The 12,391-nt window shown below is 57.5% G+C and carries 18 protein-coding genes; 8 read left to right on the top strand and 10 right to left on the bottom strand.

All coding sequences use genetic code 11. The annotated features are described in order from the left end of the window. Nucleotides 1-23: 23 nt before the first annotated feature. The 3 genes from AC0IM9_RS10315 to AC0IM9_RS10305 are packed head-to-tail and all read left to right on the top strand — an operon-like array spanning nt 24 to nt 1,280. Nucleotides 24-392 carry an antibiotic biosynthesis monooxygenase gene (locus tag AC0IM9_RS10315; RefSeq protein ID WP_482803931.1) on the top strand — a complete coding sequence of 123 codons (369 nt, stop codon included), beginning with the start codon at nt 24-26 and terminating at the stop codon, nt 390-392. 39 nt (nt 393-431) lie between these two features. Next, nucleotides 432-731 carry an antibiotic biosynthesis monooxygenase family protein gene (locus AC0IM9_RS10310; protein ID WP_482803930.1) on the top strand — a complete coding sequence of 100 codons (300 nt, stop codon included), beginning with the start codon at nt 432-434 and terminating at the stop codon, nt 729-731. Nucleotides 732-785: 54 nt separating this feature from the next. Further along, nucleotides 786-1,280 carry a GNAT family N-acetyltransferase gene (locus AC0IM9_RS10305; RefSeq protein WP_482803929.1) on the top strand — a complete coding sequence of 165 codons (495 nt, stop codon included), beginning with the start codon at nt 786-788 and terminating at the stop codon, nt 1,278-1,280. A gap of 214 nt (nt 1,281-1,494) precedes the next feature. On the opposite strand, the gene AC0IM9_RS10300 is transcribed toward AC0IM9_RS10305, so the two are convergent. Both AC0IM9_RS10300 and AC0IM9_RS10295 read right to left on the bottom strand, forming a co-directional pair. Continuing rightward, a complete protein-coding gene (locus AC0IM9_RS10300; protein WP_482803928.1) occupies nt 1,495-2,295 on the bottom strand; it encodes a LytR/AlgR family response regulator transcription factor in 801 nt (266 codons plus the stop codon). Then, nucleotides 2,289-3,614 carry a LytS/YhcK type 5TM receptor domain-containing protein gene (locus tag AC0IM9_RS10295; protein ID WP_482803927.1) on the bottom strand — a complete coding sequence of 442 codons (1,326 nt, stop codon included), beginning with the start codon at nt 3,612-3,614 and terminating at the stop codon, nt 2,289-2,291. Before AC0IM9_RS10295 ends, AC0IM9_RS10300 begins: the two co-directional genes overlap by 7 nt. 374 nt (nt 3,615-3,988) lie before the next feature. On the opposite strand from AC0IM9_RS10295, the gene AC0IM9_RS10290 reads away from it, so the two are divergent. Further along, complete coding sequence (locus AC0IM9_RS10290) at nt 3,989-4,993, top strand: glycoside hydrolase family 17 protein (RefSeq protein ID WP_482803926.1); 1,005 nt, start codon at nt 3,989-3,991, stop codon at nt 4,991-4,993. 75 nt (nt 4,994-5,068) lie between these two features. On the opposite strand, the gene AC0IM9_RS10285 is transcribed toward AC0IM9_RS10290, so the two are convergent. Further along, nucleotides 5,069-5,221, bottom strand: a complete 153-nt coding sequence (locus AC0IM9_RS10285; protein WP_186289592.1) for a hypothetical protein — start codon at nt 5,219-5,221, stop codon at nt 5,069-5,071. Nucleotides 5,222-5,502: 281 nt separating this feature from the next. Between AC0IM9_RS10285 and AC0IM9_RS10280 the strand changes: the two genes are divergently transcribed. Both AC0IM9_RS10280 and AC0IM9_RS10275 read left to right on the top strand, forming a co-directional pair. Beyond that, nucleotides 5,503-6,225: a hypothetical protein gene (locus tag AC0IM9_RS10280; protein ID WP_482803925.1), complete on the top strand. Its 723-nt coding sequence runs from the start codon at nt 5,503-5,505 to the stop codon at nt 6,223-6,225. 140 nt (nt 6,226-6,365) lie between these two features. Continuing rightward, the gene (locus tag AC0IM9_RS10275; RefSeq protein ID WP_445371768.1) at nt 6,366-7,082 is read left to right on the top strand and encodes a YebC/PmpR family DNA-binding transcriptional regulator; all 717 of its coding nucleotides are present in this window, start codon (nt 6,366-6,368) and stop codon (nt 7,080-7,082) included. 3 nt (nt 7,083-7,085) lie between these two features. Here AC0IM9_RS10275 and AC0IM9_RS10270 read toward each other — a convergent pair whose 3' ends face one another. The 7 genes from AC0IM9_RS10270 to murI form a co-directional block, all read right to left on the bottom strand. After that, nucleotides 7,086-7,676: an LOG family protein gene (locus AC0IM9_RS10270; RefSeq protein ID WP_482803924.1), complete on the bottom strand. Its 591-nt coding sequence runs from the start codon at nt 7,674-7,676 to the stop codon at nt 7,086-7,088. 89 nt (nt 7,677-7,765) lie between these two features. After that, a complete protein-coding gene (locus AC0IM9_RS10265) occupies nt 7,766-7,909 on the bottom strand; it encodes a hypothetical protein (RefSeq protein ID WP_482803923.1) in 144 nt (47 codons plus the stop codon). Nucleotides 7,910-8,014: 105 nt separating this feature from the next. Next, nucleotides 8,015-8,482, bottom strand: a complete 468-nt coding sequence (locus AC0IM9_RS10260; protein ID WP_482803922.1) for a CBS domain-containing protein — start codon at nt 8,480-8,482, stop codon at nt 8,015-8,017. Nucleotides 8,483-8,559: 77 nt separating this feature from the next. Further along, complete coding sequence (locus AC0IM9_RS10255) at nt 8,560-9,081, bottom strand: M48 metallopeptidase family protein (RefSeq protein ID WP_482803921.1); 522 nt, start codon at nt 9,079-9,081, stop codon at nt 8,560-8,562. Nucleotides 9,082-9,116: 35 nt separating this feature from the next. Continuing rightward, nucleotides 9,117-9,389, bottom strand: a complete 273-nt coding sequence (locus tag AC0IM9_RS10250; RefSeq protein WP_482803920.1) for a DUF5710 domain-containing protein — start codon at nt 9,387-9,389, stop codon at nt 9,117-9,119. Between the two features lie 127 nt (nt 9,390-9,516). Next, entirely contained in the window at nt 9,517-9,672 is a 156-nt protein-coding gene (locus AC0IM9_RS10245; protein ID WP_186289594.1) for a hypothetical protein, read from the bottom strand. Between the two features lie 251 nt (nt 9,673-9,923). Continuing rightward, on the bottom strand, nt 9,924-10,748 hold the full coding sequence (gene murI / locus AC0IM9_RS10240) for a glutamate racemase (RefSeq protein WP_482803919.1): 825 nt from the start codon (nt 10,746-10,748) through the stop codon (nt 9,924-9,926). A 205-nt stretch (nt 10,749-10,953) separates the two neighbouring features. Here murI and mutY point away from each other — a divergent pair, with 205 nt between their 5' ends. Continuing rightward, nucleotides 10,954-12,021: an A/G-specific adenine glycosylase gene (gene mutY, locus AC0IM9_RS10235; protein WP_140912749.1), complete on the top strand. Its 1,068-nt coding sequence runs from the start codon at nt 10,954-10,956 to the stop codon at nt 12,019-12,021. After that, entirely contained in the window at nt 12,005-12,277 is a 273-nt protein-coding gene (locus AC0IM9_RS10230; protein WP_140912750.1) for an oxidative damage protection protein, read from the top strand. The genes mutY and AC0IM9_RS10230 overlap by 17 nt, the downstream gene beginning before the upstream one ends. Nucleotides 12,278-12,391: the final 114 nt, after the last annotated feature.

The following is a 12,391-nucleotide window of genomic DNA, read 5'->3' as shown; positions in this document are numbered from 1 at the left end:
GCCTGCAACCGCTAGCGGAGGTAATGAACTACGTTGAAAAGAAAAGCTCGCCCAGCACACGCGACTTTTTCTGTATCATCATCCGGACCACAACCCACCAAATCGCCAGTATGCAGTATGTTTTGATTATTCACGAGGTCGAGTCTTATCCGGCATGGAAGACCATTTTCGACCAAGCGGCGGGCATCAGAAAAAGTGCCGGCGAAATCAGTTACCAATTGCTACGCTATGACGAGGATGCGAACAACATCGTCCATTTTTCGCAGTGGTCTTGTTTGGAAAAGGCCCGCCGCTTTTTCGAATCGGCGGAACTGCTGGAAATCCGCAAGCACGCCGGAGTGAAAGCGCCCAATTTTATTTATTTGCACGAGCTAGAACGTTGTACGCTGTAGCACCGCGCTTTACCGCCGCGATTCGCTTTTGGAGTTCGTATGCTTGAAGTGGCCATTCTCGATATTATTCCGGGCAAAGAGACCGATTTCGAGGCGGCATTTGCGCTCGCATCGGCCATCATTGCCAATAGCCCGGGCTATATCTCGCACCAACTGCAACGCTGCGTGGAAAATGAGAGCCGCTATCTTCTGTTGGTGAACTGGCAAACCCTGGAAGCGCATACCATCGGCTTTCGTTCGTCCCCCGAATATCGGGAATGGGCGAGCTTACTACACCATTTTTACAGCCCATTTCCAACAGTGGAGCACTACCAACTGGTTCTTCAACCAGGAAGCTAACCTAGCGCCCAATGCTCCCTTCACTCAGTCCAGGCAACCCAACCCCCAACCCAGATGCAGATACGAGAAGCCGTAATATCCGATGCCGCAGCCCTGTTGCACTTGTTCAACCAGCTTGATGCCGAAACCGATTTCATGCTGTTCGAACCCGGCGAACGCCAAACCACCGAGTCCGAACAACAGGCGATCATCGCGGCGTTTGCCCAAAGCGAGCGGCGTTTCATGTACGTCGCCGAAACGGCAGGCGACATAATCGGTTTTTGCGTGCTGGTAGGCAATCAACAGCGGCGGAACGCACATACGGCATCGCTGGTGATCGGGGTGATCAAGTCGCATTGGCGGCACGGTGTCGGCGCGAAGCTGTTGGAAGCTGTTATCGACAAAGCCGATACGGCCGGAATCGAACGCATAGAACTGACCGTGCGCACCGACAACCAGGCGGCGCTGGCGCTGTATCAAAAGTTCGGGTTCGCGATCGAGGGCGAAAGAATCGGTTCGCTTAACATCGGCGGCAACAGGTTTAACGAATTCTATATGGCCAGGTTTTAACGATGCGTTGCTTAGGATCATCGGTGGACACCGACCGGAACCGCAAAATTGCGTTTGGAATGGGCGAAATAGACTACACGCCAAGAACGCGACCTTATCCCGTATAGCAGCAGATTGACCCGGCGCCGAATTCAGGCCGGCCAAAACAGTATCGATCGCCGCTAGCCGGGCACTGTAGCCGACGGGCGCCAAGTCAGCTTTCGTCCGGACCGGATCAATACACCAAGCTGGCATCCATTTTCTCGCGTAACGCGTCCAGATATTCCGGACCCACCGCGAGTTCGTGCCCGGAATCCTTCAGCGCGACCTTGTAGACTTCGTTCTCGCCCGGCCGCGGCCGCAAGCTGCGGATCTGGCGGATATTCACCAAGTGGCTGCGGTGAATCTGCACCAAGCCCAGTCCGGGGTATTTGTGCTCCCACTCCTTAAGCGCGCCGTAAACGCCGTCCAGAGCCGTGCCGTTACTGAGCTGGATGCGCAAACTGTTGGCGGCGTTATTTTTGGCGACAAATACGATTTCCTGCGGATCGACGTATTCCACATGGGTTTCGCGCTCGTCGAAGCGGTTGACGATGCGGTGGCGGATTTTGATTCGCTGCGGCAAGGCTGCACCAGCGACTGCGGTCTGCACCGCCTGGCGCCGAATCCAGTTCAAGGCTTCGTCGACCTTGGCATCGTCCAGCGGTTTCAACAAATAATGGGCTGGATGCAGTCGGTGCGCCTCCACCGCGGTCTGCGGATGACCGGTGATGAAGACGATCCACGGCGCGGCCGGCAAGCTGTTGATGGCGTAAGCCAGATCCAGCCCGGCGCGCTCGCCTTCGGTCTGAATGTGGATATCCAAAAACACGCCACTGATATTCCTATCGGCTTGCAAAGCCGCCCAGGCGTCCCGTGCGCCGGCCGCTTCGGCGACCGGCTCGAAATCCGGATGCCGGCGGCGCAAAATATCTTTCAGTTCGTCTCGGGCCAGATATTCGTCGTCGACGAGCAATATGCGTTGTTTGTTTACCATGTTGTGGTCCTCTTCGGAATGGTCAAAACGACTTCGGTACCGTGACCCGGCCAACTATTGATGACCAGACAGGATTGGCGCGGAAAGGCCAGCTTCAGGCTGCGCTTCAGTTGGTACAGGCCGCTACCGTTGCCGGCCGCGGATTCCACCGGCCGGTTGCCCAATTCTTTCAAGCGCGGGTCAGCAATGCCGCAACCGGTATCGCTGACCCGCAAGGTCAGGGTTGCGCCGTGGTCGACGCCGATGATGTCGATTTTCAACGGCCGGTTTTGGCCTTGCATCCCGTGCAGCAGTGCATTCTCGGCCAGGGTTTGCAGGCAACGCGGCGGCAATTGGCACGGCAACAGTTGCGGCGAGATATTGCGTTGGAATCGAAACGCGTCCGGAAAGCGCAGACGCTGGAAATCCAGGTAACGTTCGACTTGGGTAATTTCCTGTTGCAGCGAGATCGAATTGGCGCCGGTGTTGGTGCGGGTATCGTCCAGGAACCGTGCCAGCTTGACGACGTACTGCGCCGCGGCGTCGGGATCGCGCCGAATCAAGGCCTTGATCGCATTCAACGTGTTGTTCATGAAATGCGGTTCGATTTGCGCGTTCAAGGCCCGCAGTTCGGCTTGGCGGGCCTGATTGACCAAGCGGTCGCGCTCCAGATCCTGCATCACAAACAAGAACGACAACAAGCCGAAGGTATTGACCACCGCCACCGGCAGCGCGGTCTCCACCACCAGCGCCAGCGCGTCGGCTATCGGCGTCACCAGCGCCAACAAAACCGCTTTTTGCATCAGAGTACCGATCAAGGCGATGAACGCCGCACCGCGCAAGCGTTTGGCCAGGATCGGCCACCAGCGTACCGCCAACCCGGCCCAAACGCCCTGCAGCAGTGTCGCCACGGCGCTGGCTTCGCCGGCGAAACCGCCTAACAGGTAACGCTCGCCGCCGGCGGCGAGACCGGCGCCGAAGCCGATCCAGGGTCCGCCGGTGATGCCGGCCGCCAGCACCATCAAATCGCGAAACCCGATCACGGCCTGCGAATGTTTCAATGCATCCGACAAGTCCGCCGGCCAGGCGATGCGCTTGCCCAATTGGTGAATGTCCAACAAAAACCCGCTATGGGTGCCGATCATCGCAAAGATGCCAAAAAACGCCGAACACACCAAACGGTTGCGCCACAGGTAACTGTCGCCGCGCAAGGCCTGCCTGAGCCAGTCGATCCGAATCGATACGTGGGCTGCAATCAACACCACGCACACCCGTTGCGACAGTTGCGCGGTATTGTCCAGCCAGTGGAACAGCATTTCGTTGGCGATGGGGTAGTGCATGGCGTGTCCTTGTTTTGCTTATTTCCGACTATTCCGTTCCGGCTCTCCGCTAACACAGCGGCAGTTGGCCAAAATCGGGTACGACTTCAACAAACCCGGCTTAACGCCACATTAAAACCGGGCTGGTATTTATCTTCCGCCGCCGGCAAGGCCATTGCCGGATTTCGCCACCGTTTCCCGGCGTTTGAACATCGATTGCCGCCTTTTCGTTCAGCCGGGCTGGCGCTTGGCTACCGATGCTAAATACTGCCGGCGCGGCTGAAGCAAAACACCGGGTACTCGACAACACCGGGAAACCCAAGTTGAAAACCGACGAACCATCCGCCGCTCGCGGCAACCGCGGCCGTAACATAACAACCCATATCGGAGGCACCATGAAACGCTCATTAGTTTTGTTGCTCTTACAACTGTTTCTCGCCGACTACGCGCAAGCCCAGGCTTCCCAGCCGCCGCCGGAGCAAGTGCAATTCGGCCGGGAGGCACTGCAATGCACTGCGTTCAGCCCTTACGTCGGCAGCCTGACGCCGGAGCACGGTCCGCCACCGTCCCGGCAATTGATAGACGGTCTGCTCGACCAGCTTATCGAGCAAACCCCATTCCGCTGCATCATGACTTACGGCGTCATCAATGGCCTCGGCGAAGTATTCGCCTCGGCCCAAACCCGGCATCTTAAAGTCATCGCCATCGTCTGGCTGGACAAGGATATAGCGATGAATACCCGCTCCATCGCCGCTGGCATCGAGACGGCCAAATCCTACCCGGAGACGATTATCGCTATGAGCTGCGGCTCGGAAGTCCGCACCCGCCACGGCAACCGTTTCGACGGCGAAATCTTGCGCTGCATAGACAGTTTGCGCCGGGCCGGGGTCCGCCAGCCGCTCACAACCATCGACACCTGGTGGGAATGGTGCGACCGCAGCCTGACCTGCCGGCCAACCTTGTTTGCCGACAAGGTGGACTGGATAGGCACCAATATTTTTCCGTGGTGGGAGAATAAATTTTCGCCGATCCATTCCTGCACGACCGCGGAACAAGCCGCCGATTTCCATATCGCCCGGGTTGAGGATCTACGCCGGACCTATCCCGACAAAGACGTGGTGATAACCGAATTCGGCTGGCCGAACGGCCCGGAAGGCGGCTCGGAAACCAATCGCCACACCGGCCAACGTTGCGGGATCGCCAACTCGGAAAATCAGGCTTTGGTGGTGCGTTCCACCTTCGAAAAACTGGCGGAACGGGGGTGGTCCGGCGTCGTGTTCGAAGCCTTCTCCGAAAACTGGAAACCGGGCAGCGAAGGGATTTTCGGTAGTTTTTGGGGGCTATGCCAAGGCCTGGAACCTTATTCCTGCCTGCAACCGTTCGCCGACAAAGAACATTGAAGCAACAGACTACTCAAGCAACGGTGGGGAACAAGCCCCACCGTTGCCGGCAAACTCGATGGGCTTGTGTACAGATCAGCAACGAAACTCCGGCAAAAATACCGATTTTGCTTTCCAATTATCGCTCCAGCGTTTGTAAGCCTCCTTGGCGGAATGGCCGGCGCCGATCGCCAGCGGGCAAGAACAAACCCAGATATGTTTGATCAACTTCATCTTCGGTTTAGTCATGAGCGGATACTCCGTGTTGTTTGCAATTGGTTCGGGCGGCATTCTGGCCGCGCTGCCTTACAAATTGCTTAACGAACCGACGCTTCAACGTGACCCAGGTCCGTTACCGGCACCAATATCAAGCCACTTTCACAGTCACGCGACATGCAATATTTTTTGTTTTAATTCGACTGGATAGCAAAAATTTGACGGACTTATAACGCTAGAGTAGATTGCAAAAGCCTTCGCCTCAAAAGTTTACGCTGTTTCGCTCAGAGGCTCTCAACTCTACAGGAGGTTTTATGCATTGCTTTGCCCGACTGCGCACTATCGCCACCACACTCGCCTTGATTTTAATGACTCAACCGACGCTGGCCGGCACCATCCTGTCGCCGGTGGCGGTGATCAACAATACGATAGGCAATTACAAAGGCATCGCGGGGTTTCCGGCCAATACCGACGAGACGCCGATGTTCAACCAATCAGGCCTTTCGTTGAACTTCACCAGCGGCGCCACCGATTTCGCCGCATACATCGCCTCAAATCCAACCCATATCGGCGGCACGCCGGAAATCGGCAACGGCTGGATCAGCCCGGCTTTTTGTCCGTGCACTGGCATTCTGGATTTCGACTTAGGCGCCAACTACAGCATCAAACAGATGGCGTTATGGAACATGGCTTCCAACAGCGGCGCCAATGTGGCGGAAATCAGCCTGTATAGCTCGACGACCGCCGATTTCGCCAACCCCACTGCGGTAGGTTCGTTTACCAATCCGGAAATGCCGGACGATAACCGTCCGCGCGCACCCTATCCGGCAACCGTATTCGACCTGGACGACTCGGTCGGCCGCTACGTCAGATTGCAGATCCATACCTATTACGACGCTTACCTGGTTTCGGAAATCGGCGAAATCGCATTCGACGTCAGCGCCGTACCGCTGCCGCCGATGCTATGGCTGTTTGCCGCCGCCTGCTTCGGCATCCTTAGCGCTGGCAGGCCACAGCGAATCGCGCTACCGAGTTAGCTCGCTACGAAATCCGGCGCCCTGAATCGCTCGAAGCGGCGCCGGTGCCCGAGGAAATGCCCGCTGACGGTTCCCCTCGTTAAAAACTGCCTGTAAAATCCGCCGACTTCATTACCGCGATTACCGGGAGCAGCGCAGTCATGGGCAGAGCCTATCAAAACCGAAAAGTATCGATGGCCAAAACGGCCGACGCCAAAACCAAGATTTACAGCAAATACGGCCGCGAAATCTATGTGGTCGCCAAGTCCGGCGGCGTCGACCCGGCCGGCAATCTGACCTTGCGCGGTTTGATCGACCGGGCCAAGAAGGACCAAGTACCCTCCCACGTGATCGAGAAGGCGCTGGACAAGGCCAAGGGTGCCGGCGGCGAGGATTTTGCCCCGGCGCGTTACGAAGGTTTCGGCCCCGGCGGCTGCATGGTCATCGTCGACTGCCTAACCGATAATCCGAACCGCACCTTCAACGACGTCCGCCTGTGTTTCACCAAAACCAAGGCCAAGATCGGTACGCCGGGTACGGTCGGCCACATGTTCGACCACTCGGCGATTCTGGCGTTCAAGCACGACGACGAAGACGCGGTGTTGGAGGCCTTGCTGAATGCCGACGTCGACATCACTGACATGGAAAACGACAACGGCAAACTCACCGTTTTCACGCCGCATTCGGATTATTTCAAGGCTAAACAAGCCCTGTTGGACCTGCTGGGAGAGATCGACTTCGAAGCCGACGAGATTCAGTTTTTACCGAAAGGATCGACGCCGATCAGCGGAGATGACGTAGCGATGTTCGAAAAATTTCTGGATATGTTGAACGATCTGGACGACGTGCAAAACGTCTACCACGACGCCGAGTACTAAAGCTCAAGTCTGACTACGATCCAGCCAATGCTCGACCGCCGGCGCCCGGTAGTCGGCGTAGCGATCCAGCAGCGCTGACGGCTCGGCTTCCACCATCAACATCGCCCGCTGCTGCGGTTTGACGAATTGTTCGGCAGTAACATGATCCAGGAATCGAATCAACGTATCGTAATAACCACCGATATTCAGCACGCCGCAGGGTTTGTCGTGGAAGCCGAGCTGAGCCCAGGTCCAGATTTCGAACAGTTCTTCCAGGGTACCGATACCGCCAGGCAACGCGATAAAACCGTCGGCCAACTCGGCCATCCGCATTTTGCGTTCGTGCATTGATGCGGTGACGTGCAACTCGGTCAAATCGGGATGAGCCACTTCCTTGGTCGCCAGGGCCTGCGGAATTACGCCAACCACACGGCCGCCAAGTTCTAATACCCGATCCGCGACCACGCCCATCACGCCGATACCGGCGCCACCGTAAACCAAACGCAAATCGCGCTCGACCAAGGCTTCGGCCAGTCGCCGGGCGCCGGCGGCGTAAATTTCGCTACGGCCCGGACTCGAACCGCAGTAAACACAGATACTGCGTATGGCAGCCATTTTTCAAATCCCAAAAGATTGTTCGGTGCAAAAAGGCAGCGATTGCCGATAGATTCCGTCCGCCCCGCCGGCTGTTGGGCTGAAAGCGTTCAGTCGCCGCGGTCGGAATCCGCCGACGAATCGCCGTCAGACTTATCGCCGTCGCGGCTTTCCTTGGCCAAAACCTTGGTCGCAAAAAACAAACCGCCGACCAAGGCCAGCACCATTACCACCTCTAGCAACATTCTCATCATAACGGCGACCTCTTGGCTGAAGTTGGCGTAACGGCATCCGGGCGGATGCTGCAGCCGACGTTTTAGACCTCGGTCAGGCCGCTGTCAACCATGCCGCCGTCAGGGTTAATCGCCGGTTTTGCCTTGCTTCAAGTCATTTTCCAATTGTTCGTGCGCCCGCTCCAACTTGGCGAATACCCGCAAAATGTCGGTGGCGGAGAGGATGCCGACCAATTTGTCTTTTTCGATGACGGGCAATGCGCCGATGCGGTGGTCGGCCATCATCGCCGCCGCGGCCGAAGCCGGCGTTTCCGGCGTCACAGTGTAGACACCGCGGTGCATGATGTGCACGACTTTCTGCGAGACCACGTGCAACTGGGTATTGTCCTTGCTGGCTTCGACGGCGTTGGAATTGCTTTTCGGGCCCAAGGCCTTATACAAATCGCGGTCCGAGACGATACCGACCAGTTTGCCTTTCTCGACCACCGGCAGATGGCGGATTTTTTCGTAGTGGATCAAAAAAAACACCCGATCGATTAGGTCGTGTGGTTCTACGGTAAACACCTTGGTGGTCATCAATTCCGAAACTAGCATGTCGCTCTCCGATACGGGTTCAAACCTTTAAAAAGGATCCGGTTATTGGCTAATGGTCCGAGCATCGGCGGCAAAAATCAAGCGCCGCATCCCGGCAAATACAAGGGGCCGAACACATCCAGATGTGTCAGATACAAACGCATATCGAACTCCATCTGCCGGTAACCCGGCTGCATATGTTCGCACAGCTGATAAAACGCTTTGTTGTGTTGCTTTTCGCGCAAATGGGCTAATTCGTGGACGACGACCGTATCCAGCACCGGCAGCGGCGCAGTTTTAAATACCGACCCGATGCGGATCTCTGTTTTGGATTTCAATCGTCCGCCCTGTACCCGCGAAACAGTGGCGTGCAAGCCCAAAGCCTGGTGCTCGATATCGATTTTGTCGTCGTATACGATCTTGCCGATGGGCGCGGATTGGCGCAGGAAGCGGTTTTTCAAATCCATCACATACGCATACAGCGCTTTGTCGGATTTGATGTCGTGGGCCAGCGGATATTTTTGCAACAGAATTGCAGTCATGCGACCGCTATCGAGCAAACGACCGACTTGGTCCAGGACGTCGGTAGGATAGCCGGCCAAGTATTTCAGCGGCGGCATAAGCTTGTAGCCGCCGGCATCGGAATCCGCACCGGTCACTCCCAGGGCGGTTCATCACCGTCGTAAGCGACGAAGTTGCTATCGGCCGGTTGGGTGATATTTGGCGCCAGTGCCGAAACGGGCGCGACGGAACCGGTCTTGGCAGCGCCAGCTTGCGCGGATGCCAACCACTGACCAAACGGCTCCAGGTCCTTACCGGCCGGGACGTACCATTTTTTGTTAGCGGCATCCCACCGCGCCCCAAGCGCTTTCGCGGCGTCTTTTTGCGCGTAAGGCACATTCAAATAGGTTTTTGCAGCCGTGGTCATACGATGCGCGGCGAAGTCGAAGTCTCAATCATGCCGGCATTGTAAATGATTGGCCGCACCAGCCAAACCGTCAATCGTCGGCTAAACGCAATTCTTTCCGTGCGCGGCCGGCGCCGGAGGCAAGCAATCAGTTTTCCCGATTCTTCCGGTTTATGTTGATGTTGCTGGCAAAGGTGGTCGTGGCGAACAACAGCGACGAAATAATAAACTCGCCGGATAAGAAGCCGACGATTCCGGTGATGAAGGCCAAACCGTTCAAAAGATCTTTTTGTGCGTTAGTCATGGTCTACTCCAATAGTCAAACCCATGGCTAGACTATAGGGGCGACCCATTTAATTAACAATGCCGCAAATAATGCACACATTGTTTCTCAAGATCGCACAAAAGCCAGCAAGCGAGCCCCACGGCCCCAGCGCTCACTCCCGGGGCCACTTGGGATTTCGCATCTTCGGGGCTTGGCCGCTGATCTCAAAGGGGGCGGCGAAAACGACTGCCGGACATTTAGCCTGGTGCCTATGCACCCGGTTGTCGGCACTAGCCAATCGCTGCGATTGGCCTGGCCTGGATCGGCTCGACTAGGACCGGGCTGCCCCATAAGGCCGAAACCACCGAACTGGCGTTGCTGCCCGCCGCGCTGGACAGGAAACGGGTGCGCGCCGGCTCCGAGCGCAATGCCGAGGCTCGTTGATTGCCCAGGCGCCGAGCCAATTCCTTGGCCACCGCGGTGGCTGGATCGATGATGGCCCGCTCGGGACCGATGATTTCTCTGACCAGCGGCAGTAAAAACGGATAATGGGTACAGCCCAACACAATGGTATCGGCTCCGGCCGCCAGTAGCGGCGCCAGATAGGTTTCCAGCAACGCCCGGCTGGCGGGACTATCCAACTCGGCTTTTTCCACCTGCTCCACCAGGCCGGGGCAAGGTTGCAACAGGATATCGACGTCCTGGCCATATGCCGCGCACAGCCGGGCCACGTTGGCGCTAGCCAGGGTCTGGCGAGTCGCCAACACGCCGATCACGCCGGATTGGGTGATGCCGGCGGCCGGCTTGATCGCCGGCTCGATCGCCACCACCGGCAGCGGGCACCAGGCGCGCAGTTTTTCGATCGCCACGACGGTAGCGGTATTGCAAGCGACGACAATGGCCTTAGCGCCCTCGTCGATTAAAAATCCGGCAATGGCCGCCGACCGGTCTTCGATGAAACCGGCATCGCGGTCGCCGTAAGGCGCGTAACCGGAATCGGCCACGTACAGCAAATCTTCATTGGGCAACTCGGCGCGGATCGCCCGCAACACGGACAATCCGCCCACGCCCGAATCAAATACGCCGATCGGCGCGTCGGCGGCAGGCATTTTCATGATAGAACTGATGACGAACTTGGTTTGGTAAACGCTATTGGCCGGTAACTATATCAGCATCGGTACCAGATCGGGGGCGTGCGCTCGAAACCGATGTATATGACAATCGGCAACTGTTTACGCCGCAACCGGCTCGAGCATAAGCAAGTCACCCCGGTTCATGCTAACGTAGCCGCAGATACCAGGAACAGAATTAACGACAGCCATGCCCCCCGATCAATTTCAACGCAAACTACTGGCCTGGTTCGATAGCCACGGCCGCAAGGATTTGCCCTGGCAACACGACATCAACCCTTACCGGGTCTGGATTTCCGAGATCATGCTGCAACAAACTCAGGTCGCCAGCGTGATCGGCTATTACGAACGCTTCATGGCGCGCTTCCCGTCGGTGCAAAGCCTGGCCGCCGCCGAACTGGACGAAGTTCTGCAATACTGGTCGGGGCTGGGCTATTACGCCCGCGCCCGCAACCTGCACAAAGCTGCGCAAATCGTCGCGGCCGGTGGCGGCGAATTTCCGCAAACATTGGCCGGCATGTGCGAATTGCCCGGCATCGGCCGCTCGACGGCCGGCGCCATTCTCAGCATCGCCTGCGGCCAGAGCCAGCCGATTCTGGACGGCAACGTCAAACGGGTGCTGGCCCGCTACCACGCCGTTTCCGGCTGGCCCGGGGAAGCCCGCGTCAGCGAGCAGCTATGGCAAATCGCCGCCGAATACACACCGCCGCAGCGCACCGCCGCCTACACTCAAGCCATGATGGACCTGGGCGCCACGCTGTGTACCCGCAGCAAACCGTTGTGCGAAATCTGTCCGGTCGCAGCCGGCTGCCAGGCCCGGCAGCAAGGTTTGACCCGGCAATTGCCGCAAGCCAAACCGCGCAAGGCTTTGCCGATCAAACAGACTTACTGGCTACTGCTGCAAGACGCGGACGACCGCATCCTGCTGGAAAAGCGGCCGCCAACCGGTATTTGGGGCGGTTTGTGGAGCCTGCCGGAATTCGACGACATGGCTGCGGCCGGCGACTGGTGTCGGCAGCAGGGCCGGACCGAACAAACCCCGCAAGTGCTGCCGACCAGGCGCCACACTTTTTCCCATTACCACCTGGATTACACGCCGCTGCTGGCCAGACTGGAAAACCCCAGAAACAATGTGATGGAAGCGGATCGGACGGTTTGGTATAAAGCCGCCGACTTTGCGTTACTTGGCTTGCCGACACCGGTCAAGCGCCTGCTGCAACAACATTATCCCGAGGATTATTATGACGAGAATGGTTAAATGCGTGAAACTGGGCATCGAAGCGGAAGGGCTGGATGCGCCGCCGTTTCCTGGCCCGAACGGCCAACGCATTTTCGAGCACGTCTCGAAACAGGCCTGGAAAGACTGGCTGGCGATGCAGACGATGATCATCAACGAGCGCCGCCTGGCCAGTTTCGACCCATCGGCAAAAAAGGTATTGGAAGCGGAGCGCGAGAAATTCCTGTTCGCCGGCGGCTTCGAAATGCCGGAAGGTTACGTACCGAAAAAGGATTGAACCGCTGGGCGGCGCGGCCGGTTTCAGGCCCACCGCCCTGCACAACTTTTGTCCATCCGATATCTGAGCGTAAATTTGACAAGCGGGGCTTCACTGGCAGACTGGCGAGCGTTA

Source organism: Methylomonas sp. Uni0011, from assembly GCF_056850255.1.
The sequence above is the reverse complement of the archived record's forward strand: the minus strand, read 5'-3'. Positions and strand labels throughout refer to the sequence as shown.

What these genes read in the sequence shown, in the direction of transcription:
- AC0IM9_RS10315 (WP_482803931.1), top strand. Translation starts at nt 24, where the DNA reads ATGAACTACGTTGAAAAGAAAAGCTCGCCCAGCACACGCGACTTTTTC.
- AC0IM9_RS10310 (WP_482803930.1), top strand. Translation starts at nt 432, where the DNA reads ATGCTTGAAGTGGCCATTCTCGATATTATTCCGGGCAAAGAGACCGAT.
- AC0IM9_RS10305 (WP_482803929.1), top strand. Translation starts at nt 786, where the DNA reads ATGCAGATACGAGAAGCCGTAATATCCGATGCCGCAGCCCTGTTGCAC.
- AC0IM9_RS10300 (WP_482803928.1), bottom strand. Translation starts at nt 2,295, where the DNA reads ATGGTAAACAAACAACGCATATTGCTCGTCGACGACGAATATCTGGCC.
- AC0IM9_RS10295 (WP_482803927.1), bottom strand. Translation starts at nt 3,614, where the DNA reads ATGCACTACCCCATCGCCAACGAAATGCTGTTCCACTGGCTGGACAAT.
- AC0IM9_RS10290 (WP_482803926.1), top strand. Translation starts at nt 3,989, where the DNA reads ATGAAACGCTCATTAGTTTTGTTGCTCTTACAACTGTTTCTCGCCGAC.
- AC0IM9_RS10285 (WP_186289592.1), bottom strand. Translation starts at nt 5,221, where the DNA reads ATGACTAAACCGAAGATGAAGTTGATCAAACATATCTGGGTTTGTTCT.
- AC0IM9_RS10280 (WP_482803925.1), top strand. Translation starts at nt 5,503, where the DNA reads ATGCATTGCTTTGCCCGACTGCGCACTATCGCCACCACACTCGCCTTG.
- AC0IM9_RS10275 (WP_445371768.1), top strand. Translation starts at nt 6,366, where the DNA reads ATGGGCAGAGCCTATCAAAACCGAAAAGTATCGATGGCCAAAACGGCC.
- AC0IM9_RS10270 (WP_482803924.1), bottom strand. Translation starts at nt 7,676, where the DNA reads ATGGCTGCCATACGCAGTATCTGTGTTTACTGCGGTTCGAGTCCGGGC.
- AC0IM9_RS10265 (WP_482803923.1), bottom strand. Translation starts at nt 7,909, where the DNA reads ATGATGAGAATGTTGCTAGAGGTGGTAATGGTGCTGGCCTTGGTCGGC.
- AC0IM9_RS10260 (WP_482803922.1), bottom strand. Translation starts at nt 8,482, where the DNA reads ATGCTAGTTTCGGAATTGATGACCACCAAGGTGTTTACCGTAGAACCA.
- AC0IM9_RS10255 (WP_482803921.1), bottom strand. Translation starts at nt 9,081, where the DNA reads ATGCCGCCGCTGAAATACTTGGCCGGCTATCCTACCGACGTCCTGGAC.
- AC0IM9_RS10250 (WP_482803920.1), bottom strand. Translation starts at nt 9,389, where the DNA reads ATGACCACGGCTGCAAAAACCTATTTGAATGTGCCTTACGCGCAAAAA.
- AC0IM9_RS10245 (WP_186289594.1), bottom strand. Translation starts at nt 9,672, where the DNA reads ATGACTAACGCACAAAAAGATCTTTTGAACGGTTTGGCCTTCATCACC.
- murI (WP_482803919.1), bottom strand. Translation starts at nt 10,748, where the DNA reads ATGAAAATGCCTGCCGCCGACGCGCCGATCGGCGTATTTGATTCGGGC.
- mutY (WP_140912749.1), top strand. Translation starts at nt 10,954, where the DNA reads ATGCCCCCCGATCAATTTCAACGCAAACTACTGGCCTGGTTCGATAGC.
- AC0IM9_RS10230 (WP_140912750.1), top strand. Translation starts at nt 12,005, where the DNA reads ATGACGAGAATGGTTAAATGCGTGAAACTGGGCATCGAAGCGGAAGGG.